This is a genomic window from Patulibacter medicamentivorans, from assembly GCF_000240225.1.
GTDB classification, from domain to species: domain Bacteria; phylum Actinomycetota; class Thermoleophilia; order Solirubrobacterales; family Solirubrobacteraceae; genus Patulibacter; species Patulibacter medicamentivorans.
In genome coordinates this window covers 1-21,924 of sequence record NZ_AGUD01000256.1, presented here as the reverse complement: position 1 = coordinate 21,924, position 21,924 = coordinate 1, and the positions used below count along the sequence as shown (strand labels likewise).

Below are 21,924 nucleotides of genomic sequence, written 5' to 3'. Positions count from 1 at the left end.
GCGCGGCGGGCCCCGGCGGTGGGGCCGCTGCGGCCTCGGGTGGTGCCTCGCCGGCACCGTCTCGGAGAAGCGACGCCGACCCGGCCGCTCCCGGCGCCTCCGGCGCCGGTGGGCGACGCGGTGGGGGAGGGGCGTCGACGGGCGGCCCGGCGCCGCGCAGCGGCGGTCATTCGGGGACGTCCAAGGGCGGCAGCGCCGGGCGCGGCAACGGGTCGGCGCCGCGCCGATCCGGGGGCGAACCGCCGAGAAGCACCGGCCGGCCGCCGGCTGGACCGAAGAACCGCGGGGGCCGCAAACCGCCCCCCAAAAAGACGTGACCTACAACCGATGGTGAGCACCAGATGAGCACGAACGACACCCCGCGCACCAGCTATGTCCTGGGCGCCCGGGAAGAGCGGGTCTTCGTCGGCCTCGGCGCGGTCGAGGTGGTCGCGCTCTGCGCGTTCCTCGCGCTGTCGCTGGCCGTGCTGATGAGTCAGAAGTCCGCCGTTGGCGGTGGGGCCGCGCTGGTGATCGCCGGCGTCGGCGTCGCGGCGGCGTGGCTGCCGATCGCCGGGCGCTCCGGCGTCCAGTGGCTGCTGATCGGTGTCCGCTGGGCCGCCGTGCGGACCGGCGGCGTACAGCGGTGGTCGCGTCGACCGGAGACGTTTCTGCGCAAGGGCAGGCTCTCGCAGCTCGTCGACCTTCCGGGCGAGCTCGGGCGTCTTGAGCTCTGGGAAGCTCACGACCGTCGCGGTACCCCCGTGGGCGTCATCCGCGACCGCAAGGCCAACACCTACGTCGCGACGCTGCTGGTCCGCGGCACCACCAACTGGACCCTCGAGGGCGAGGACGAGCAGGCCCGGATCGTCGCCGACTACGGCTCGATGCTCGCCCGCCTGGCCCGTGACCGCGCGGCCACCAGTCGCGTCGCCTGGGTCGAGCGGACGCTCCCCGAAGCCCCCGACGCGCTCGTCCGCGACCTCTACGAGCACCGTGCTGCAGACGTTTCGTTCGACGACGCGCGCACCCGCTCGTATCTCGAACTGCTCGAGGGCGCCGGGCGCCAGGCCGACCACCACGAACTGCTCGTCACCGTTCTCGTCCGCGGCGCGGCCGCCAGGCGGCAGGCCAAGCGGCGCAAGTGGAGCAACCGCGACGCCCCGCACCTGGTGTTGATGGAAGAGCTCGCACTTGTCGCGTCGCAACTCGAGCTCGCGCACATGGAGGTCCGCGCGGCCCTGAGCCCCAGCGCGTACCTCGCAGCGCTCCGAACCGGTCTGGATCCGTGGGGGCGCCTGGCGTTCGAGCAGTCGTTCCAGGCCGACGAGAGCGTGGACGAGAGCCAGATCGCCCCGACCGCCCGGGAGGAGCACTGGAACCGCGTGATCGTCGACGGGTCCCAGCACGCGACGCTCTGGGTCGAGGCATGGCCCGGTATGCGCGTCGGGCCCGGGTTCCTGGACCCGCTCCTCGTCGACTCCGACGGCGCTGTCCGCACCGCCGCGGTGGTCATGGAGCTCCGGGGGCCGCGGACGGGTGCGCGGAAGGCCGAGCACGACGTCACCGAGGCGGAGGCCGCGGAGGCGACGCGGCGGAGCATCGGCAAGCGCACGTCGTCGCGGGTCAGAAAGCGCGACCAGTCGCGCTACGACCACGAGGACGAACTCGCCGACGGCCACGCCGACGTCAGGTTCGTCGGCTACATCATCGTCTCCGCACCCGGCTCCGACCCGTCCGTTCTGGAGACCGAGGTCGACCGCGTGAGCATGCAGGCCTCGGGCTGCAACCTCCGGATCGAACGGCTCTACGGCGCGCAGGCCTCGGCGCTGACCTTCGGGCTGCCGCTCGCTCGGGGGCTCCGATGAACCTCCACAAGGCGACCTCCAAGCGCCGCAGGGTCGGTCCGGCGTTGGAGTGGACGCTCGGCAAGGGCGTGTGGGGCGAGCAGGAGGCCTGGCGGGTCTCCACCGCGCACCTGCAGGCCACCTATCCCGCCCGGGCGTCGGCGACGCTTGGCACCCACGGCATCTACATCGGACGGGATCTCAGCGGCGGCGCGGCGTTCGTGCACGACCCGTGGGCGGCCTACAACGCCGGTGTCGCGATGGGCGCGAACATGATGATCCTCGGCGCCCTGGGCCAGGGGAAGAGTGGCCTGATCAAGCGCCGTGCATTGCGCCAGCGGCTGCGCCGCGATCGGCGCGTGGGGATCACCGACGTCAAGGACGAGTACGGACCGCTCATGGAGGCCGTCGATGGCGAGTCGCTGGCCCTCTACCGGGGTGGCCCGACGCGTCTGAATCCGATGCGCCCGGGCCCGGACGGCACCGTCGCCGACGAGCTCATGCGCGGCGTCGCCGGCGCCGCCACCGGCCGGGCGCTCACGCCCGCCGAGCGTGCCGGTCTCGATGCGGCCGTGGAGCTCGTCACCGCCGCGGCGGTCGGCGAGAACCGCGAGCCGACCGTCCCCGAGCTGGTCAAGCTGCTGCTCGCCCCGACGGCCGGGCTCACCGACCGCGTCGTGGGGGAGAGCGACGCCGAGGTTCGGAAGGAGCTTCGCGAGCTCGGCCTGGCGCTCAAGCAGCTCGTCGACGGGCCGATGTCGGGCATGTTCGACGGACCGACGACCGCCGCGCTGAACTGGAACGCCCCCGCGGTCCGGCTGGACCTCAGCCAGGTCCGCGAGAACCTCGCCCTCGGCGTCCTGATGGTCGCCTGGATGGCGTTTCTCCGCCAAGCGCACGAGACCCGGGCGGAGGAGTGCGAGCGGCTCGGTATCCCGGTCCCGAAGACCGAGCGCGACAACGACGAGGCGTGGCGCCCCGCCGCGATCCCGGGGATCGCGGAGACGTGGGTGTCGGAGTACAAGCTCTCCCGCAGCACCGGCACCGCGAACCTTCTCGCGTTTCACAAGCTCTCCGACATCTCCGCCGGCGTCGCCGACGGCACCGCCGCGGCGAAGCTCCTCGACGGCCTCTTCGAGGACACCGGCACGATCGTGATGTTCAAGCACAAGACCCCCGAGGCCGCGCACGAAACCGCCAGCCGACTCGGGCACGGAAGCACGGTCGAGCAGACACTGATGTCGCTGCGTCAGGACCAGGCGCTCTGGCAGATCGGACCGCGGCTCTGGCACGTCCATCACGAGACCACCGCCTACGAACGCAGCGTCACGTACACCGACGCCGCGATGCAAGAGCACGGCACCACCAGGAGCCCGGCATGAGCAGCCGCCGCGTCACCCGAGCCGAAGGCCTCAACGACCGCCAGATCCGCGCCGCCGTGGCACTCATCGTGGTCATCCTCGGCCTGATCCTGCTGATGTGGGCCTGGGGGGCCCTCGCCGCCGCGATCGCCGGACACGGGCCGCCCGCGAGCGTTGGGGAGTCCTGGAAGGCCGCCCCCCGCGTGCTCGTCCACCTGCACGACCCGGCTGCAGCGTGGGGCGCGCAGCGCTCGCAGCTTCCCGGGCCCGGCGGCATGTGGGCGTCGCTGCTGATCCTCGTTGTCGCCGCGCTGGTCGCGATCGTCTTGGTCGGGACGGTCGCTCGCGCACGGAGGTGGAGCGCCCCGGGCATCTTGAAGCGGCCGGGCCGGTTCGCCGAGTGGGCGAAGCTCAGCGACCTCCGACCCCTGATGGTGCAGCCCGACAAGCACCCCGGACGCGTCGCACTGGGCACGTTCAAGGACCAGCTGCTCGCCGCCGGCGAGGAGGCCTCGGTCCTGATCGTCGGCGCGACGAGGTCCGGCAAGACCGCCGGCGCGCTGATCCCAGCGCTGCTCGAGCACGACGGACCCGTGATCGCGACGTCGGTCAAAGAGGACCTCCTGCTGACGCTTCCGTGGCGGCGCAATCAGGGAGAGGTGCGGATCTTCGACCCGACAGGCGCCGTCGACGAGACCACCGCCGGTTGGTCGCCGGTCCTCGCCGCCCGCGACTGGCGCTCCGCCCGCCGGACCGCCCACCGGCTGCTGCACCAGGGCGGCGTCGCCAACCAAAAAGACCACGACTTCTGGCTCAAATCCGGCGTTCGCTTGCTCGCCCCGCTGCTGCTCGCCGCCCACGTCGACGAGGGCGGCATGGAGCTCGTCCTGGAGTGGCTCGAGAGCGGCGAGCAGGACGAAGTCGAGGACGCACTGAAGCAACACGAACCCGCCGCCGAGGCCGCGCGAGCGTTGTCGCAGATCCGGTCGGTGTGGGCCACCGAGGAGCGCACCCGCTCGAGCATCGTCTCGACGATCGCCGCAGGACTCGAGCCCTATCAGGACCCCGAGGTCCTCGCCAACGAGCTCACCCAGCCCATCACGCCGGAATGGCTCCTCTCCGGAAAGAACACCGTCTACGTCATCGCCCCGGCGCACGAACAGGAACGCCTCCGCGGGGTCCTCGTCGCGATGCTCACCGACCTGATCGACGGCGCCTACGTCCACGCCGCCCGCCAGACCAACAACCGCCTGCGCTCCACGCTGCTCCTGGCCCTCGACGAGGTCGCCAACATCGCGTCCCTGCCGGACCTCGACGGGATCGCGTCGACCGGCGCCGGCGCCGGCATCAAGCTCGTCTCCGGAGTCCAGAACGTCGCGCAGCTGCAGGAGCGGTGGGGGAAGGACAAGGCCGAGACGATCCTCGCCAACCACGTCGCCCGCATCTTCGCCGGCGGCATCGCCGACGAAGCCGGCCTGAACTACCTCCGCACCGTCGCCGGAGAGGAAGAGGTGGACTCGGTCAGCCGGTCGCAGGGCGGCGCGATGGGCGGCCAGACCTCGTACGGCACCACGTTCCGACCCTTGATCGACGGACCCGTCGCGCGTCAGACACGGGAGTTCTCCGCCTTGCTGATCTACGGCCGACTGCCGCCCGCACGGATAGCGCTCCGACCGTGGTTCCTCGACGACCGTCTCCGCGGCCGCGTCGAATACGACGAAGAGGACTTAGCTGCGTAAGAAGGCGGCACTCGGTCGCACTCGGAGCTGTGCCTCACGGCTTCTGCAAGATCAGTTGGCTGGCCTCGTCTACGTCCGCTACCCATTGCGCGGTGGCCTCGTTCCGCAAGCGAATCAGCTCGATCATGCGTGCCAAGGCTCTGCTGAGGTCCACTTTGATGATCGGTTCGTGGTGAGCGATGCGGTTGCGCAGGAGGCGAATCAGCTCAAGGTCAGCGTTCGCCGCGGCCCGTACGGCGCTGGGGGACCCGGCGCAGTTCGGGAACGCCAAACCAATGTGGGGCGTCCAAAGCCTCACGTCATGCCGACTCGTGAGCATCTTTTCCCAGAAGACGAACTTCATGTTGGCGATCACCTTGTCCAGGGAGTTCGCGGCGCCGCCGGCGGTATTCACCAGGTCCGCGCGCTGGTTGTAGCCCCCCTGAGGGCCGCCCTGGGGAAGGGTGTTCCTGAAGTTGCCATCCCACGGCCAACGGTCGCCGTAGACCTCCTTGAGAACATCTGCGACTGCGTTGCGAACAGCGACCTCGACGAAGTGGGCAGGAAGCATGAGCGCCGCAGAAACTCTGGCGTTCCATTCATAGAGAGCGACCGCTTTGGCTTGATCGTGTCCCACGGCGGTGAGGTACGTAGAGAATCGCGGGGTGCTCAAAACCGCTTGAACATCCGCAAGACTCAAGGGGGTTGCAGGCGGCATCGCGCGAGCCTATAATGGGCGAGCGCGCTACGAGACCGAGGGCATCACTGCCTCCCCTCGTAGACACATGGATGGAAAGGCCTCGTTTGCGCGGGGCCTTTCCTCGTTTTCGGAGAGGTCGGCTCAGCTGCAAGGCCGCACTCGACCGCAGCGCCTCCGCAGCGCGCGATCGCTCGCGTGAGCGATCGGGAAGCTCAGCCTTCCCCCGTGGATTGCTCCGGCACCGGGCGCAACCGTGTCACGGCATCGGCATCGGATCGCAAGGCTGTTGGGGCGCCCACGATGTCGCGCACGATCGACGCGGGGACCAGCACGTCGGCTGCGAGCTGCGTCGGGTCCTCGTCCGCTGCCAACGCGACGACCGCTCGGCGGAGCATGAGCGGCTGCTCTGGCTCGCCGAGCGCCAAACCGTCCTTCGACGAAAGCCCCGCCTGGTTGTAAGAGATCATCGAACGGCGATAGGCAGCATCGCTGAGCGTGCCGAGCTCCCGGGCTCGGAACAGCAGGGCCTTCGCTGACACGCCCCAGTGGCGCCGATGCTCAAGCACCTCGTCCCAGCTGCTCGGCCGCGGTGCCTTTGTCGGCAGGAAGGGCAAGATCTCACCGGCTGGCATCAGGAATGCCGACGCGAACATGTTGGCCTGCCGCTCTTGGTCTCGGTCGAGTGGATCGGGGTCGCTGTGCATCACCAAGTGACCGAGCTCGTGCGCCGCATCGAAGCGCGACCTCGCCTTATCGCCCTTCTCGGCCCATAGAAGGACGAGGGCTTGGTCGCCGAACCATCGGGAGAACGCATCGAGCCGACTCGATCCGCTGTCGAGCCGTGCGACGATCACGCCGTTAGCCTCGAGCGAACGGACTACGTGTGCCACGGGACCGGCTGGCAGTCGCCAGTGGTCGCGCACGGCTCGCGCGATGTCCTCGATCTCTTCGGAGCTGCCGGTCTCTGGCGTGATCCGGGGGACGTCGAGGTCCGGCAGCGTGACGCGCTGATGGAGATAGTCCGCGAGGTCGAAGAGGTGCTCGGCGAGAGCATCGGCGCGGTCTCGGTCCCGTTGCGGTGTCGTTCGCAGCGAACGGAAGAACGAACGAGCCGCTGGATCAGGACGTCGGCGACCCGGCGATCGCTCGAAGTACGCCACCGGCATCCCAAGCGCGAGCGCAAGCCGCGCCAGCGTCGCCGGCGGCGGCATCGTGCGGCCAGCCTCGTACTGCGTGATCGACGTCGGCGAGAGGTCACTGCGCTCGGCAAGTTCCCGTTTGGTGACGCCCGCCGACCACCGCGCGAGGGTCAGGCGGCGCGGGTCAAACGTGGGAGAGGGGGTCACTTCGTCTCGTCTTCGCCGCTTCGACGCAGCGGCTCCCGGCGCTTCTCGATCGGCGGCAGCTCGGGCTCGACCTGCTCGTCGTACGCCGGCGTCTCGGCGGGGCTGCTGGCCTCCGCCAGGGTGCTCGCGCGCTCGAACATCGTCGCATGCCAGGACCATGCGTTCTCGTTCGCCATCACGCCGAGCGCAGCGGCCTGCAGCCCACGGTCGTCGGCCTCGTACATCAGCACGAGACGGCGCGCGACCTCGGTCTCGACCTCGCCGTAGTCGAGCTGCATCTGCATCTCGGTCACCACGGACTTCTTCATACGACTGCCGCCCAATAGGTTCGGCGAGTCGATGCCGTTGCGGGCCGAGTAGAACTTGATCTTCGACCCGTCGATCAGGAGATCGAGCGTGTTCTGCTCGGTGTTCGTCATGACCTCGCCGTCGTCGGCGAACTCCTCGATCGCGCGGTTGCGCGATCGGAAGTGCCGAAGCAATCCGCTCGACGTCGCGTCGTCGTAGAGGTCCTCGCCCGTCGTCTCGGCGACGTCGTCGCACGCCAGCTCGATGCACCGGATCAGCCGGACCGCGGCGTCGATGACGGACGGGGAGACCCCATGTCGGGCGAGCATCTCTTTCGATGCGGCTGAGGGTTCGATCATCGGAGGCTCTTAGCTTTCGTGCGCACTTGACGCTGGAAACTGTAGCGGTTGCTGCGGCGGGGAGCGAGACCCATCCTTCGTTGCCAGCGCTCGATAAGGCTCGTTACGTAACCTAACTATTTCTGATCCGGAGAAGCCAGCCGCATACATCGCCGCCCGTGCGCTACTTCGAGTGACCCCCGTCGCACGCCGGAGGCCCGTAGGATGGCCACGAAGCGCACGCATAGCCATCCGTTCTCCACCAGGCGATGTTGGCTAGGCGGCAAAAAGCGTTCCTATACTCACCAAAGTGCGCTTATGTGCGCTAGGATCTCGGTCGTCGAATGTCCCCCGACTCGTCCCCCGAACCCGACCGGTTCTTCACCGTCCAAGACGCCAGGAAGCTCGTCGAGCACTTCTCGCCCGAGCTGCCCATCAGCGACGACAAGATCCGTCGCTACTGCCGTGAGGGCAAGATCGTGGGTCAGCAGGTCGACAAACGCTGGGTGATGACGCTCGGCGCGCTCTTCCAGGCCGAACTCGTTCCACTCGAGGCGCTGGACGCCTACGGGGAGGTCCTCGACATCCCCGACAGCGTCCCCGAGGAGTGGGGCACGCCGCTCGCGCCGCACGAACCAGGACCGCTCGAGCGGATGTTGGCCGCTGATGCGGCCGCCCAGGCGGCCGCGGACGACGATGTCCGTTACGAAGAGCCCGACGCGGCCGACGAGGCGCCCATCGAAGGAGTCGTCGGCGAAGACCTGGAGACCGACCCGGCCGGTGAGCCGGCTTCCGGTAACGACGAAGTCCGCGACGACGCGCTCACGTGGGTTGTCGATGACGAGGACGATGCTGATCTCGCGCCAGAGCGGCCTGTCGCCGCGGGCCTTGCCGGCGCCGACACCCCTCGAGCTCCAAAGCGACGCGGTCCTTGGCCACGTCGGCGGGCACTCGCAGTAGCCGTGCCGATCGCTGTGCTCTTGGCCGGCGTCGGGATTATCGCTACGTCGGGCGACCGGTCGGCCCCCGCTCAGGCCCAAGCACAGCCGTCCGCGGCGACCGTCCGAGTCGCGGACCAGCAGCGTGAACGCGAGCGCAAGGTGGAGCTGCGCACCACGATGAAGGTGGCGGCGAAGCACGGGGACTATCGCGCGGCAATCGCAAATGCCGAGCGACTCGGCGACGCCGAGGCCGCCATGACCTACAGCGCCGCGGCTGCCACGACGTTGGTCAAGCGCGCCCGAGCGGCCGCCGAGCGCGGAGACCTCGACCGCGCTCGAGGGCTCCTGCAGCAATCGCGACGTTACATCGACAGCGCCGGTGCCAGGCAGGTCGATCGCCGCGTCTCCGAGATCGAGCGCGCTCGACGTACGCGGGCCGCCAAGCGCAAGCGCGACGCTGCCCGCCGTGCCGCCTCTCGCCGGGCTTCTCCAGCAGGGTCGAGCGGCACCACCGCGGCCCCGTCGCAAGCCGCCCCCCAGCCCTCCACCTCTTCTCCTACGCCCTCGAACCCGAGCTCGCCGTCTCCGTCCCCTGCCGCCCCCAGCGGCGGCTCGGGGTCTGGCGGCGGTTCGAGCAAGAAGCCCAGCTCGAACGACGAGTTCGACTACCTCGGCGGATAGTCCTGCCGATGTCGAGCCCCCGTCCCGTCCCCCAGACCAAGAGGTGCTCGATGCTCCTGACCCGTAGGCGGCTTCGCCTCGTAGGCGTGCTCATCGCGCTCGCCACGCCGTGCTTCCTGTCTCTCTCGATGACCGCCGGGCCGTCGGCCGTGATTGGCCTCGCCGCGACGCCGGCGAGCGCAGGAACCTACGACGTGACCTATTGCGGAACGCCCGGCGTCGCCGAGAACTGGTCGACGGGAGCAACCACACCGGGCACTTCATCCGGAGGTGCGTGCCCCGGCGGCCGGATCTTCGCCAACCTCCCCCAGCAGACGTGGGTTCAAGGCCAGGCGTCGGCAAGCATCACCTTCACGGCACCAGACAACACGACGATCGCCGGCTGGCATCCAAGCCTGCGGTTCACGGCGGCAAAGACAACGGAGAACACCGAGCGGATCCACTTCAACGCGGGCGCCACGCCTAATGGGAACTTCCCGGTCCAGTGCATCAATCTCGGGTGCCCCCCGGTGATCACCGACGTGCCGGTGTATGCCGGAGCGAAGCAGATCACCGCCTCAGCGGCGTGCGTTGATGAGCGCCCCGACTTCACCCTCTGCGAGTTCACCGCGGACGTCAGCGATACCGGTGGCACCGTGACCTTGCAGGACGACACCTCGCCCCAAGCGCGTTCGCAGGTCACCGGATCCCTGACCGCCGCAGGTGCCCCCCGGACCGCCGCGAAAGGCACGTCCAACGTCCACGTCCTTGTAGATGACACCGGGTCGGGGATCAAGGCGGTGAGCCTGCAGATCGACGGTACGACCGTCGGTACCGGCCCCGGGTGCTCGCCGCAACCGACGACGAAGGTCGTCCCCTGCCCGCTGACCCAGGACGCAGACATCGCAGTCGACACGACGCACATCGCCGACGGTCGGCACACGGCGAAGCTCGTTGCGACCGATGCGTCCGGCAACCAGTCGACGCTCTGGGACACCACGATCTTCGTCGCCAACACGCCGATCGGCCCCGGCTCGCCCGACGAACTCCGCGGGGATCCGATCGTTCCCGGCGCCACCGACGACGCCAAAATCACGGCGACCTGGCCGTCGACAGCGAGGAAGCCCTCGAAGCGCTGCAAGACCGCGAGCTACCGCAAGCGCCACCGGGCCGCATGCAAAAGCAAGCCCGCCTCGTCGCTCTGGAAGGGCAGCTACGCCACAAAGAGCGGGGTGACCGTCACCGGGCGAGTCACGAACAAGAGCACGAAGGGGATCATTCCCAACGCCCCCGTCGTCCTCACCGCCACGGTCACGCGCGGCGGGGCCGCGCCGATCCGCCTCGACACCCGCACGAACGAGAACGGGCGCTACAGCTTCAAGCTGCCGCGGAACGCGGGCTCGAGGGACGTGCAGATCGGAACCCTCGCCCGGGTCAACGACGAGCGACCGACGGTCACCGCCGGCGCCCGGATGCTCGTGCGCTCCACGCTGCGCCTGCGCGCAAACCGCAAGACCATCAGGGCTGGCCGAGCGGTCCGCTTCACGGGTGCGTTGCGTGATCAGGCGGCTGGCGTCCCCGCGGTCCTGGAGGTCTATTCCGGTGGGAAGTGGCGCGTCTTCTCGGCAGTTTCGACCTCCGCCAACGGTCGCTTTTCCGCGACCTACAAGTTCGGCAAGGATGGCCGCGGCGTCTACAAGTTCCGCGCTCGTGCGCGCCCCACGAGCTCTACACCGTGGCCGTACGCGGGGTCTCCGTCAAGCACGGTGCGGATCCGCGTCCGCTGACCGCGGAAGCCGGCGCAATAAGGAGGGCCGCCACGAGGCGGCCCTCCGTCGTTTGCGTTCGTCTCGGAACGAAGCGGATACGGTTGCGGGGTCCACTCCAATCCCCCAGGAGCCCCCCAGATGCGATCGGCCAAGTCCCGAGCTGTCGTCCTGTCCCTCGCCGCAATGACCGGTGCCGGCGTTGCCGCAGCACCGGCATCCGCGGCCCAGAGCCGCACCTGCGACGGAGTCGTCCAGCGGGTGCTGCAGCGCAGCGCACAGCCAACGGTGCTTCAGGCGGTGAACAAAATCTCCGTCCGCGGGATGACGTGTAAGAAGACCACGTCAATCATCGGCGGGATGATGCTCCAGGTCGGCGCATCGAGCCCAACCCAGAACACACTTCCTTCGAACTTGTGGTTCGCCGACGACCGCGACTACTGGGCCAAGCAGCACTGGGAGGTCGAACGCGTCGCAGGGGACCCGGCCAGTCCCAAGGGCGCGCGCTGGCACATCACCAAGGGCAAGATCAGCCTTCGCTTCACGCGGTGGATGTGACAGTACGGGCGGTCTGATCAGCGGCTGCGGTCCAGCCCAACCGGACCTTCGGCCTCGCGGCCGAGCGCGCGTTGGGACCGCTCGAGCTGCTCGCGCGCGTCCTGCCAGAGCCGGCGGGCTTCGCGATCGGTGGGCTCGGGCCCGAGCCCGTCGATGACGGCTTCGGGGTCTCCGGTGAGCCGGGCCTCGGTGACGTCTCGGACAGCGCGGTCCCAGGCCTCAACTTCGGCAGGGGTGTTCGGGCGAGTTCCCAGGTTGCGCGTGGCCCAAGCGGGCTGCTCGCGGATCTCGGCCGCGACGAGCTCGTCGAGCGCCGCCTGGTGGTCGCGGTCGGTGGCCTTCGTCGCGTCAGCGAGTTCGAGGCGTTGCGCGCGCAATGCCTCGGGGTCACCGATTCGTGCGCGCAGCGTGTCGATCTGTTCGTCGATGGCCTGCAGCTGGGCATCGGCGGCGGCAAGGCCAGCGCGCAGCCGTGTGCGCTCTGCGGCCTGCTCGTCGCGCGGCGCGCGACGCAGGAGGGTCGGCTCGGGTGGGGCGGGCAGGTCCGCGTAGCGCTGGGCCATGCTGTCGCGCTGCTCGAGGGTCCGCACGCGCTGGTCCTGCGCGCGGTCGAGGCGTTCGAGGGGGCGCAGCGGCAGTCCGTCGCGGATGGTGCGCAGCCGCGTGCGTTCGCGCGCAGCGCGCTGCAGGCGCGCGCGTGCGGCCGTCGGCGCGGCCGCGAGGTCGTCAGCGATCGGCGTGACCTCGCCGTTCTGCGTATCGACGACGACGGTACGCTCGACCGTGGGCTCGTCGCGGTCGGGGGCATGCGCGTGGGTGAGTTGGTCGAGGGCGAGGTCCTCGTCGTCTCGGATGCTCATACGTGCCTTCGTTTCTTCGAGCACGCGGGTGCGCGTGCGGTCTTCCTGGGCGTCGTGGGGCGCGAGGTCGTCGCGCTCCGCCTGGCGGTCAGCGTCGATGGCCTGGACGTAGGCGTGGGTCTCGCCACGCGCACGCGACAGCGCGGTGTAGGCCCAGCCGCGGGTCAGGTCGCGCGGCTGGGCGACGACACCGGCCCACTCGACGGTGCCGCCTTGGATGCCGTGGCCGGTGAGCGCGTATGCGTGCTCGACGTGCTCGGCGACGTACTCCGCAGGCAGCCGGCGCATGCTGCCGGAGTCGGTCTGCACGACGATCCCGCCGCGGTGCGCGGCGGTGACGGTGCCGCGCGTGCCGTTGTCGACGTCGACGAGCCGGTCGTTGCGCCGCGCGATCACGCGGTCGCCGACGGCAATGTCGATCGACCCGTAAGTCCGCGGGTTCTGTAGCTCGCCTTGGCCGTGGCGGATCGCGCGTGCGCGGGCGTTGAGCGCTGCGCGCGTGTCGTTGTTGCGGGTGATCAGCAGCGCACCGTCGAGGCCGTGCTCGTCGACCGCATCGACCCAGTCCTCGAGCGCCTGGCTGAGTGCGTCTGCGGGCTCGCGGTGGACGGAGAGGCGGTCGTTGCGGTCCAGCCAGTCGACGTAGGGCTCGGGCTTGCCGTCGTGCAGGAGGCCGAGGACGCGGCGCTCGCGCGGGTCGCGCTGTCGCATGACTTCGATCAGCTCGTAGTCCCCGACGCGTTGTCCGACGGCGTGCATCCAGCCGCCGGCCATGACGGAGGGCAGCTGGCCGGAGTCGCCGATGGCGATGACCTTGCCGTTGCACGCCTCGACGGCCTCGAGCAGCCACATCGAGGTCCGCGTGGAGGCCATGCCGGCTTCGTCGAGCAGCACGACGGTGCCGTCGGGGAGCGGCTGGTCGGTGGTCATCTGGGAGAGGAAGAGCCCGTCGAGGGTCCAGGACGGCAGGCCTGCTTCGTCGTGGAGCTCGCGGACCGCCCGCCCGGTCGGGGCGGCGCCGATGACGTGGTGGCCGGCGCGCTCAAACGCCTGGCGGATCACGCCGGCGGTATAGGTCTTGCCGGTGCCCGCCAGCGCCTCGACGACATCGACGCCGTTGCCCGAACGAGTCACGCCGCGCACTGCGCGCTCCTGGTCCTCGTTCAGCGGGCGGTCGGCGGCCGCCAGCACGCGCTCGAGGGTCCGCTCGTCGACGACGGCGACGTCGGCGTCCGCGCGGCGGACGGCCGCCGCGATCAGCTTGCGCTCGAGCGTCACCTGGTCGGTGGTCGTGAACCGCGCCTCGTCGGCCGGGCCGCCCTGGCCGGGTGCGAGCTCGTGGACGTCCTGGCGCTCGAGCACCGTGGCGGTGCGCGCGCGGATCTCGCTGACGCGCGCGCCCTGCGGGTGCGCGGAGGCAACCTCGACGATCGCCTCGCGCGTCCCGAACGAGTTCTGCAACGCGGTGAGGTTCGGGCGCGCGACGCTGTCGCCGGTCAGCTCCGCCCCGAGCTCGACGAGGTCGCCCTCGGCCGACGCCGGCGCTTCGACCTGCAAGCGGTCGCGGCCGTCGAGCAGGAGCTCGGTGATGGCGAGGTCGTCGAACCCGAGGTCCTCGGCGCGGGCGCGGACCTCCTCGCGCCAAGTGACCGTGTCGACGTCGTAGCTCTTGCGGTCGCGGGTGCCCAGCGCGGCCGCCTCTGCACTGGCCTTGGTGTCGAGTCCAACGCCGCCGGCGGCGGCGAGCTCCTTCATCTGCTCCCGCCGGCGCGAGAACGCCTTGAGAACCTGCGCGTCGATCGCGCGCAGCTCCGCAGCGCCCTTGTGCACGTCGCCCCATTCAAGGCCGAGCCGCTCGCGAACCTCGGCGCGCAGATGCGCTTGGTAGAGCGTGCCGGCGGCCTTGGCGTGCTGGTAGATCGGTCGGGCGTGCAGCGCAGTCCAGCGGCCGTCGGGGCCTTCGGAGAGGTTCGCGCACACCACATGGGTGTGCAGCTGCGGATCCAGCGAGCGCGCCATCCGGTGTCGGTACGCGGCCGCGATCAATCCTCCCCCAGGCTGCACCACCGCGCCGGCCTTCCCGCGGCGGACCTTCACGGCCTCGTCCTCGAGGTACTGCAAAGCCGCGCGCACCGATCGCTCATGCGCGTCGACGAGGTCCGCGGCGGTCGCGGCGTCGGCGGTGGCGTAGAGGACGCTCACGGACTTCGGGGCGGAGAACGTCAGGTCGTACGCGGCGACCTTCGACGTCGACGCGCGCGGATTCAGCCGCCGCTCGAGCTCGGGATCGGACGGATCGATTCCCTCGATCATCGCGTTGAACTGCTCGGTGTCGACTTGGCCGGAGAGCCCCAGGCGGGCGGCTGCGGCGCCGGTCCATTCGCCGGGGGCTTCGCCCTTGCCGGAGTAGTAGTCGTCGCGGCCGCGGGCGACCTGCTGCTCGTAGTAGCGGTGCTGCCCGGGGGCGATCTTGCCGATCGAAAGCACATAAGCAATATAGCGCGCATTGCGCGCATAGCTGCACAGGCTGGGTGCAACTGTGTGTGCGTCGTTTGGGAGCTCTAGCGAGCAGGCGACGCACGGCAGTCACTTTGCGCTCGAGAGCTCAGCAGTCGTGGTGTGGTGCTGGGCGGGCGCGAAGTGCGTGGTCGCTCGTGGCTCGCCTGGTGCGAGATGCGACGTCAGGAGCGCTGGAGCTCGCTGGGTGCGGTGGCGCCGTTGGTGCGGTGCTGCTGGCGCGAGAGGTAGTTCGAGGTTCTGACCTCGTGTCGCCAACGCGTGGTGGGGCGCTGGTGGTCGCCGGCGGATCAGCCCTCCGCCTTCGGGTCAGTCTCCGCGGAGCCAGTCGCGGTCGCGGCGGCCGTGGAGCTGCCGCAGTTCCGTCTGGGTCTTCCCCAGGACGTCGCCTTCGCTGACGAGGACCTCGTCGTCGTACCAGCGCAGCGCCTCGCCGACGCTGCCGTCGGACCAGCGGACGATGACCCGGCGGGAGCCGCGGGCCTCGAGCGGGAGGGCCTCGAACCGGACGACCTCGGTGACCACTAACGGCACGGGCTGACTGTAGCCCCGCCGGCTCTCTAGGGGCAGTGCAGGGCCTCGCATGTTCCGGCTGTGGCCGCGGGCTGCATCTGAACGGCGCCCCGCGTGCCCCGCCCGCCCCGGCGGGCGGGGTGGGCGGTCAGGTCTGGCTGCGTGCGCTGCGTCGCCAGTGCGCGAGGACCTGGCGCGCGGTGACGGTGCGCGTGGTGATGTGGCGTTCGATCGGCTGGACGGTGAGGCCGCCGTCGACGGGCCTGCAGTCCACGCGGGCGTGGAAGCGGGCGCCGCGCACGTCGCAGAGGACGAGGTCGCCGGGCTTGATCCCGTGGAGCGTCATCGCGGGCGCCGACCGTCGGTGCGCGCACCGGCGCCGTGACTGCGCGCACCGTGTTCGTGGTGCGCGCGCATCGCGAATCTGCGGTCAGGAACGGCGATCTCGGCGCGCGAGAAGGACCGCCGGGGCGTGCCGCGCGACGGCAGGCGTAGAGGCTGCGCGCGGGTGCGCGCGGCGGGGGCGTCGTGCGCGCAGGGGGTGCGCGCGGTCTGCGCGCACCCCGCGGTGGTGTGCGCGGTGGTCACTGGCCGTGGTCCGTCCAGGTGTGGGCGGCCAGGGTGCCGACGCGGTCGACGACGTCGGCGATCGCGTCGATCCATGCGCGGTCGGCGTCGGTCTGGGGCGAGCGTCCGGCGGCGCCCTCGGCGGCGTCGAGGAGCACGCGGAGGTCGTCGGCACCGACGCGCACGGATCCGGGTTCGCCTGCGGGGAGGTCCTCGTTCTCGATGCGCGCGGCGAGGCGCTCGGCAAAGTTCCGGGGTGCCCAGCCGAGCACGCGGCCATGCTGCGCGGCCGCGCAGAGCGCGCGCAGCCGGTCAGCCATCCAACGTCGCGCGTCATCCGTCGGCGGGAGGCCGAGGAGGTGCCCGGCGTCGGTGAGACCGTGGACGATCGCCGCGCCGCACGGGGCGAAGCCCGCGCGCCAGGCGTCCGCGTGGTCCTGGTGGCCGACGCGGGCGGCGTCGTCGAGGACGCTGGTGATGAGGTCGTGCTCAGTGTCGTCGAGCAGGAGGTAGCGCGCGGTCGGGGCGACGGGCTCGACGCCGGCGATCTGGACGGCGAGTTCGGCGACGGAGGGCAGCGGCGCCCACCCGTCGAGCTCGACGACCTCGTGGCGGTCGCATGCGCGCTCGAGCGCGGCGAGCGACGCGGCGACGTCGCGCCGCGCGTCGCGCACGGCGCCGCGGCCGGGGGCGCTCATGCGCCACCGCCGAGGAGGTCGAACATCGACGCCTGCTCGGGCGCCTGCAGCCACGCGCGCAGTTGCGTCCACGTGCCGGTCGCCACGCACGCGATCCCGTAGGACGGCCGGGGCGGGGCGGCCGCCATCTTCGCGGGGTCATGCTGGTCGTAGGCGCCGCGCTCGTTGGTGTTCGCGCGCCAGTAGGTGTGCCACGCCCGGTCCGACGCCACGGCGGCGGCGTCGTAGACGTAGAACGTGATGCCGCCGGGGCGGACGTCTTCGCGGGTGACGCGATCCGGGCCGCTGCTGGAGCCGTAGAGGCCGGAGGCGTCGGCGAGGCGGTCGTACTCGGCCAGGCGTCGCGCGCCGACCTGGCGGGCTTCCTGGGCGGCCTCGCCGGTGAGGTGCTGCAGCGGGATGCGCGGCGCGTCGACGCCGGGCGCCCCCGTGGGCGCCGCCGTGGTGGCGGCGCCCGTGGTGGTCTCGGTGCTCATGCGGCGACCTCCGCGGCCGGAGCGGCCGTGGTCTCCGCGTCCTGGTCCTGGTCGGGGCCGAGGATGAGATCGCACGCCTTCTGGGCGCGCTGTGCGGCGATGACGACGAGCTTGGGGTCCTCGCCGATCCGCTCGGCCCAGTGCTCGACATAGGCGGCGTGGCGTTCCGTCAGCGGGGCGGCGTCGATCCCGGCGACGGTGCAGAGCATCGCGGCCGCCATCTCTGCGGTCAGCTCCTCCCGCGCGTACTTCTTGGACCCGAACGTCGCCGACGGGTCGACGAGGTCCGGGCGGTTCAGGCGGTCCGCGTGGCCAGTGGAGTGCGCCAGCTCATGGAAGAGGGTCGCGTGCCAGTCGGTGGCCTCGGTGAAGCGACCGCGGTCGGGCATCTGCACGTGGTCGCGGGCGGGGTTGTAGGAGGCGGAGTCGCCGCCCTCCCCCATGCTCGGGCCGTCCTCATATCCGGCGGCGATCGCCTCGGCCGTCTCGGCGGGGCTCCACTCGCCCTCGCCGATCTGCTCGACCTCTGGCACGTTCGTCAGGCCGTCGACCTGTGCAACGTTGAACAGCGCGAAGGTGCGCGCGAGGATCAGCAGGACGTACTGCCCGCGCTCGTCCTTTCGAATCGTGTCGCCGTTGGCCTTGGCGGCCGCGACGTCCGCGGGGGTCTTCAGGCGCTTCTTGGTCTGCTTCCAGAGGATCGCGGGGGTCGACTTCTCGCCCTTGCGGACCTGGCCGCCCAGCGTCTTGGCCTGCTTGAACGTCAGCCAGAACGGCGACGCGTACCCGGCCATCGCCAGGAGGAAGACGTTGATGCCACGGTACGGGCGGCCGCTGGCCAGGTTGCGCGGGATCGCGCCGGGCCCCTGGGTCCACGGCATCCGCCACGGGATCGTGCCGCGGTCCATCGCCTCGAGGACGGCGTCGGCGGCCATCTTGTACGCGTCGACGCGGTCGCGCTTGCGCTTGCGGGTCGTCTCGGTGCTGCTGGTCGCCTTGGGGGCGGTAGCCTGGGTCGGCATTGGAGGTCCTATCTCCGGTGTGTCGCCCGTCCTCCGTTAGCGCGAAGGGCGGGCCTCCCCCCGGTGTCCGTTAGCGCGGATCCGGGGGGTTCTTTGTTGGGGTTGCTGCTGCTTGCAGTCTACACTAAATAGGTGACTCACGCAACCCTTTTTAAGGTACATTTCGTGGGCTCTCGGGGGCGCTTGGTCCCTGCTCGGGGGGCTGGGGGTTTCCCCCAGTGCTGCCTGGCGTGACGAAGTCGCGCGCGCCACGGCCGGTGCTCCTGGTCGGCGCTCTCTCGGTCCCCGGAGGGGCCCACCCACGGGTTGTCCCTGCCGGGACGCTTCCATCACTGCCGTTGGTGAACGTCCCGTGGGCGGAGAGCCGCCGGCAGCTGCGTGGCGGGGCTAGGTGGCGGGGCTCTTTGGCGGGCGGCCGCGGCGGCGGGGCGTCGCGCGCCAGTGTTCGATCTCGGCGGTAAGCCAGAGGTCGGTGCGTCCGTGGGTGGCGACGGGTTCGGGGAACCCTTCGCGGCGCTCGTAGTGGTTGCGGACGGTCTGCTTCCCGACGCCCCAGCGCTCGGCGATCTCGGTGAGGCTGATCAGGCCGCCGGCCTTCTCGAGCGCGGCGTGGGCACGGCGCGCGGCGGCCGCGCGGGTCGCGAACGCTTCGAGGCCGGGGGTGTTCTCGGTGCCGTTCACCTGGTCGATCCTTACGGATCACCCCGACGCCACCGTGGAGCGTCGGGGTCTGCGTGGTGTCGCGATCGGACGGTCGTTCTCACGGGGTACCCACGCCGGTTCGGTGGTGGGAGCCGTTCGGAACGCGACCGGGGGGAGCTCCCAGATCAGAAGGGGATGTCGTCGTCGGCGCCGGCGCCCGCAGGGATTGGGTCGCGGTCTTCGGTGTTGGCGTCGGCGATGGGGTGCGGTCCGAATTCGATGTGGGCGCGGCGGAGGGTCCAGCCGATCTTGGGGTCGCCGTTCTTGTCGATGTAGGCGCGGGCGTCGAGGAGGCCTTCGGCGGTGACCCAGCGGCCTTTCTGGAGGTACTGCGCGGCGCGCGCCGCGGCATCTTCCCATTGCGGGACGTCGATGAAGCGGACGTCATCAGGCAGGCGGTGATCGCGCACAGCGATGGTCAGTTCGGCGATGGTCTTGTCGTTGCGGACGTTGAGCGCGTCGACGGGGTCTTGGACGAGGCGGCCGGTGATGGTGGTGGTGGACTGCATGGTCGGGGCCCTTCGGGTTGGGGATCTAGTCGCAGCGGCCCCACAGGCCCCGGTCGTGGCGTCTCGCGGTGCGTTGCGCGGCGTTGAGGCCGTCGAGCCTGGTGAGCTGCTGGTCGTAGGCGGCGACGCGGGCGTAGCCGCCGGCGACCTGGACGGTGGAAAGGTCACGGCCGCCGCCGGTGGGCTCGACGTAGCGCAGCAGGCGGCCGTAGCGGTCGCGGTCAGGCGCCGCGCGGTCGGTGCGGAGGACGACACGGGGGTGCGTACGGACCCATCTCTTGGCGTTCTTTGAGGCCTGCGGCCCGAAGCACTCGACGGGTGCGTTGGGTTTGACGGATTCGGGGCTGTTGATGCCCAGGACGCGGATCCGCTCGTCGGTGCGGTTGACCGTGGCGATGATCGTGTCGCCGTCGACGGCGCGGATGACGGCAACGGTGTCGGCGCTGGCGTTGTTACTACTGGCCTTGGCGATCAGGGCGGCGGTCACCCAGATCGGCGAGAGGACGAGAAGGAGCTTGAAACCGGCCCACGTCCATCGGGCGATTCCGATCAGCGTTCCGAAGAGGCCGAGAGCAACCATCATCCAGTTCTAGCGCACTTAGACACACGTATCCAACGTAATGCAGCAAGTAGTCCGCCGGAGGTGGCTCGAGTGGCTCGCTGGAGAGGTTGCTGCGCATGGCGGCGGGGGTGCGTTGGCGGGGGCTGAAATGGCCTCCCCCGCCCGAAGTCCGGGCTTGTAACTCAGGCGCCGAAGGCGCTCAGGTGTTCGGGAGTGCGGGGTGTCTAGAGCAGCCGGTCCATGGCCTCCCGGATCAGCGTGCCGATCACGGCCACCAACACGCCGTCGGTGATCTTCTGGCGCCTCGTCCGGCTGCTCTCGACAGGCTCGTAAGGCGGGTCCTTCGGGGTCATCGTCATTCCTTTGTCGCGGGGTTGCGCCCCGCGATCCCACGGCCCCGCGGCGAAGGACGGAACGTCTCCCCGAAGGACCCGCCGGACGAGCCGTCCCCGCTCCCCCGAACGCCCCACTCAATCCGGGTGGGGCGGAGGAGACCACCCCTCAAGAGGCCCGTCCGCGTCAGCGGACAGGCCGGCAGGAACGACGACGGCCCGCCAAGGGCGGGCCGTCGGGTCCTTCGTTGAAAGTGCAACCCAACAACAAGAGGAACACCGCCAGCGTCGCACACCGCCCGGCCGCCGCGGACGACCTGACGGGCGGTTCTGGGGTTCTTCGAACGACGCCGGCGATCTGTGACCGCCGGTGTTCACCAACGCCTCGCGGCCGCCTCGACGATCAGCGACGCTGCGTGGTGCGCGGCGACCGCCGCGTCGGAGATCGCCTCGGCGATCTCAGCGTAGCGCTCGTCCTCGGGGTGCAGCTGCGTGGCGCGGCTGGTGCGGCTGGCGAGGTCCAGCAGCTTCTTCGCGGTGTCGGCGACGTCATGCAGCACCACCGGCGCGTCCTGAAGGTCCTGCGGTGCGGTGCTCGGGGGGAGGAGAGAAGTCATGGGACACGACCGGACGGCCCGACGAGCCGGCCGGAGCCGCGCGCAGCGCGGGGAGCGCCCGCAGGGCGCCGAAGGCCGGCGAGTGGGCCGTACAGTGCCCCCTGACGTATCGCTCTCCCCCACGCCGTGGCTCAGGCCCTGCGCGGTCATGGGGTGCATGTCGTCCTGGGCGCCGCCGCGGCGACGGTTCGTGTCCTCCCCTCCGCGAACCGTCGCGCGCCCAGCCCCGTCCTGGGCCGCCTTACGGTGCAGCGATGACCGACGACCAGGAGCCGCCCCCCGGCTCCCTGGCGGGCCGCCTGGACCGGCCGGTGACGTTCAAGGCCGCGGTCGAACTCGTCGGCAAGCACCCGCAGACGATCCGACGGTGGATCCAGAGCGGGACGCTCGAGGCGTTCGTCCTCGGGCACCGCGAGCTCCGCGTGACCCGCGGGTCCCTGCAGCCCTTCACCGATAATGCGGGCGTCTCGGACGAGCCGGCGCCTGCAGTGCCGGGGCGGCCAGCGGGTGGTCTGTACTACCCCGAATGGGTCCTGTTCGACGGCGCGCCGTTCGCGTACGCCCCGGTCAGCACCGGTGCCCCGGATCCCGGTCTAAACCGGGGGTCGTAGCGTGGGCTCGCGTTCTGACGCGAGAAGTCCGCTGCCTTGCGCGCGGCTGGACGCGGGATGGGCGCGCGAGAAGCTGGCGTGGGAGGTCGGCGTGAGCCCGGCCTCAATGCTGCGCTGGGAGCTGTCTGGGAAGCAGCCGCAACGGCAGGAGCACGTCGATCGACTCGCGCGGGTCCTCGACCGGCCGGCGGACGAGCTTGCCCCCGGCCGGGAAGACGAGGTCCCAGTGTCGACCGGCAGTCGTAGCGTGGGCTCGGGTTCTGACGACGCGAGGAGTCCGTCGCATCGCGCGCGGCTAGATGCGGGATGGACCCGAGAGAAGCTGGCGTGGGAGGTCGGCGCGAGCCAGGCCTCGCTACTGCGCTGGGAGCCGTCCGGGAAGCAGCGTCGACGGCAGGAGCACGTGGATCGGCTCGCGCGGGTCCTCGATCGGCCA

Annotated in this window: 22 protein-coding genes; 8 read left to right on the top strand and 14 right to left on the bottom strand. The window is 70.6% G+C overall.

Annotated features, from left to right (window positions below; translation table 11 throughout):
- Positions 1-341 precede the first annotated feature (341 nt).
- The 3 genes from PAI11_RS18260 to PAI11_RS18250 are packed head-to-tail and all read left to right on the top strand — an operon-like array spanning position 342 to position 4,926.
- A complete protein-coding gene (locus PAI11_RS18260; RefSeq protein ID WP_007577551.1) occupies positions 342-1,847 on the top strand; it encodes an SCO6880 family protein in 1,506 nt (501 codons plus the stop codon).
- Complete coding sequence (locus PAI11_RS18255; protein ID WP_040600899.1) at positions 1,844-3,208, top strand: hypothetical protein; 1,365 nt, start codon at positions 1,844-1,846, stop codon at positions 3,206-3,208. The genes PAI11_RS18260 and PAI11_RS18255 overlap by 4 nt, the downstream gene beginning before the upstream one ends.
- The gene (locus PAI11_RS18250; RefSeq protein WP_007577549.1) at positions 3,205-4,926 is read left to right on the top strand and encodes a type IV secretory system conjugative DNA transfer family protein; all 1,722 of its coding nucleotides are present in this window, start codon (positions 3,205-3,207) and stop codon (positions 4,924-4,926) included. The genes PAI11_RS18255 and PAI11_RS18250 overlap by 4 nt, the downstream gene beginning before the upstream one ends.
- Before the next feature lie 34 nt (positions 4,927-4,960).
- On the opposite strand, the gene PAI11_RS18245 is transcribed toward PAI11_RS18250, so the two are convergent.
- The 3 genes from PAI11_RS18245 to PAI11_RS27455 form a co-directional block, all read right to left on the bottom strand.
- Complete coding sequence (locus PAI11_RS18245) at positions 4,961-5,623, bottom strand: hypothetical protein (protein WP_040600898.1); 663 nt, start codon at positions 5,621-5,623, stop codon at positions 4,961-4,963.
- Positions 5,624-5,817: 194 nt separating this feature from the next.
- Positions 5,818-6,951, bottom strand: coding sequence for a helix-turn-helix domain-containing protein (locus PAI11_RS18240; protein ID WP_050897308.1), 1,134 nt, complete (start codon positions 6,949-6,951; stop codon positions 5,818-5,820).
- Positions 6,948-7,568 carry a hypothetical protein gene (locus PAI11_RS27455; protein WP_007577543.1) on the bottom strand — a complete coding sequence of 207 codons (621 nt, stop codon included), beginning with the start codon at positions 7,566-7,568 and terminating at the stop codon, positions 6,948-6,950. The genes PAI11_RS18240 and PAI11_RS27455 overlap by 4 nt, the downstream gene beginning before the upstream one ends.
- A 353-nt stretch (positions 7,569-7,921) precedes the next feature.
- On the opposite strand from PAI11_RS27455, the gene PAI11_RS18230 reads away from it, so the two are divergent.
- The 3 genes from PAI11_RS18230 (at position 7,922) to PAI11_RS18220 (ending at position 11,502) form a co-directional block, all read left to right on the top strand.
- A complete protein-coding gene (locus PAI11_RS18230) occupies positions 7,922-9,199 on the top strand; it encodes a hypothetical protein (protein ID WP_040600897.1) in 1,278 nt (425 codons plus the stop codon).
- An 86-nt stretch (positions 9,200-9,285) separates the two neighbouring features.
- On the top strand, positions 9,286-10,965 hold the full coding sequence (locus tag PAI11_RS18225) for a peptidase associated/transthyretin-like domain-containing protein (RefSeq protein ID WP_138974412.1): 1,680 nt from the start codon (positions 9,286-9,288) through the stop codon (positions 10,963-10,965).
- Positions 10,966-11,085: 120 nt separating this feature from the next.
- Entirely contained in the window at positions 11,086-11,502 is a 417-nt protein-coding gene (locus PAI11_RS18220; RefSeq protein WP_138974411.1) for a hypothetical protein, read from the top strand.
- 17 nt (positions 11,503-11,519) lie between these two features.
- Here the strand turns inward: PAI11_RS18220 and mobF are convergent, their stop codons facing one another.
- From mobF to PAI11_RS18170, 11 genes are all read right to left on the bottom strand, one after another.
- On the bottom strand, positions 11,520-14,849 hold the full coding sequence (mobF, locus tag PAI11_RS18215; RefSeq protein ID WP_007577537.1) for a MobF family relaxase: 3,330 nt from the start codon (positions 14,847-14,849) through the stop codon (positions 11,520-11,522).
- A 339-nt stretch (positions 14,850-15,188) separates the two neighbouring features.
- Positions 15,189-15,413: a hypothetical protein gene (locus tag PAI11_RS18210; protein WP_138974410.1), complete on the bottom strand. Its 225-nt coding sequence runs from the start codon at positions 15,411-15,413 to the stop codon at positions 15,189-15,191.
- A gap of 127 nt (positions 15,414-15,540) precedes the next feature.
- On the bottom strand, positions 15,541-15,738 hold the full coding sequence (locus PAI11_RS18205) for a hypothetical protein (RefSeq protein ID WP_007577533.1): 198 nt from the start codon (positions 15,736-15,738) through the stop codon (positions 15,541-15,543).
- 238 nt (positions 15,739-15,976) lie between these two features.
- The gene (locus PAI11_RS18200) at positions 15,977-16,747 is read right to left on the bottom strand and encodes a hypothetical protein (protein ID WP_138974409.1); all 771 of its coding nucleotides are present in this window, start codon (positions 16,745-16,747) and stop codon (positions 15,977-15,979) included.
- Positions 16,654-17,133 (bottom strand): hypothetical protein, encoded by a 480-nt coding sequence (locus PAI11_RS18195; RefSeq protein ID WP_007577529.1) that lies wholly within the window; start codon positions 17,131-17,133, stop codon positions 16,654-16,656. The genes PAI11_RS18200 and PAI11_RS18195 overlap by 94 nt, the downstream gene beginning before the upstream one ends.
- The gene (locus PAI11_RS18190; protein ID WP_007577527.1) at positions 17,130-18,155 is read right to left on the bottom strand and encodes an ArdC family protein; all 1,026 of its coding nucleotides are present in this window, start codon (positions 18,153-18,155) and stop codon (positions 17,130-17,132) included. Before PAI11_RS18190 ends, PAI11_RS18195 begins: the two co-directional genes overlap by 4 nt.
- Before the next feature lie 387 nt (positions 18,156-18,542).
- Entirely contained in the window at positions 18,543-18,836 is a 294-nt protein-coding gene (locus PAI11_RS25935) for a helix-turn-helix transcriptional regulator (protein WP_007577525.1), read from the bottom strand.
- A 146-nt stretch (positions 18,837-18,982) separates the two neighbouring features.
- Positions 18,983-19,366 (bottom strand): single-stranded DNA-binding protein, encoded by a 384-nt coding sequence (locus PAI11_RS18180; RefSeq protein ID WP_007577523.1) that lies wholly within the window; start codon positions 19,364-19,366, stop codon positions 18,983-18,985.
- A gap of 25 nt (positions 19,367-19,391) precedes the next feature.
- Positions 19,392-19,949 (bottom strand): thermonuclease family protein, encoded by a 558-nt coding sequence (locus PAI11_RS18175; RefSeq protein WP_050897307.1) that lies wholly within the window; start codon positions 19,947-19,949, stop codon positions 19,392-19,394.
- Between the two features lie 203 nt (positions 19,950-20,152).
- Positions 20,153-20,281 (bottom strand): hypothetical protein, encoded by a 129-nt coding sequence (locus PAI11_RS28355; protein ID WP_280109763.1) that lies wholly within the window; start codon positions 20,279-20,281, stop codon positions 20,153-20,155.
- Positions 20,282-20,634: 353 nt separating this feature from the next.
- Complete coding sequence (locus PAI11_RS18170) at positions 20,635-20,877, bottom strand: hypothetical protein (protein WP_138974408.1); 243 nt, start codon at positions 20,875-20,877, stop codon at positions 20,635-20,637.
- Positions 20,878-21,131: 254 nt separating this feature from the next.
- On the opposite strand from PAI11_RS18170, the gene PAI11_RS18165 reads away from it, so the two are divergent.
- Entirely contained in the window at positions 21,132-21,488 is a 357-nt protein-coding gene (locus tag PAI11_RS18165; protein WP_040600894.1) for a MerR family transcriptional regulator, read from the top strand.
- A gap of 91 nt (positions 21,489-21,579) precedes the next feature.
- Positions 21,580-21,924, top strand: a 345-nt coding sequence (locus PAI11_RS27905) for a helix-turn-helix domain-containing protein (RefSeq protein WP_211656629.1), incomplete at its 3' end; no start/stop codon positions are given.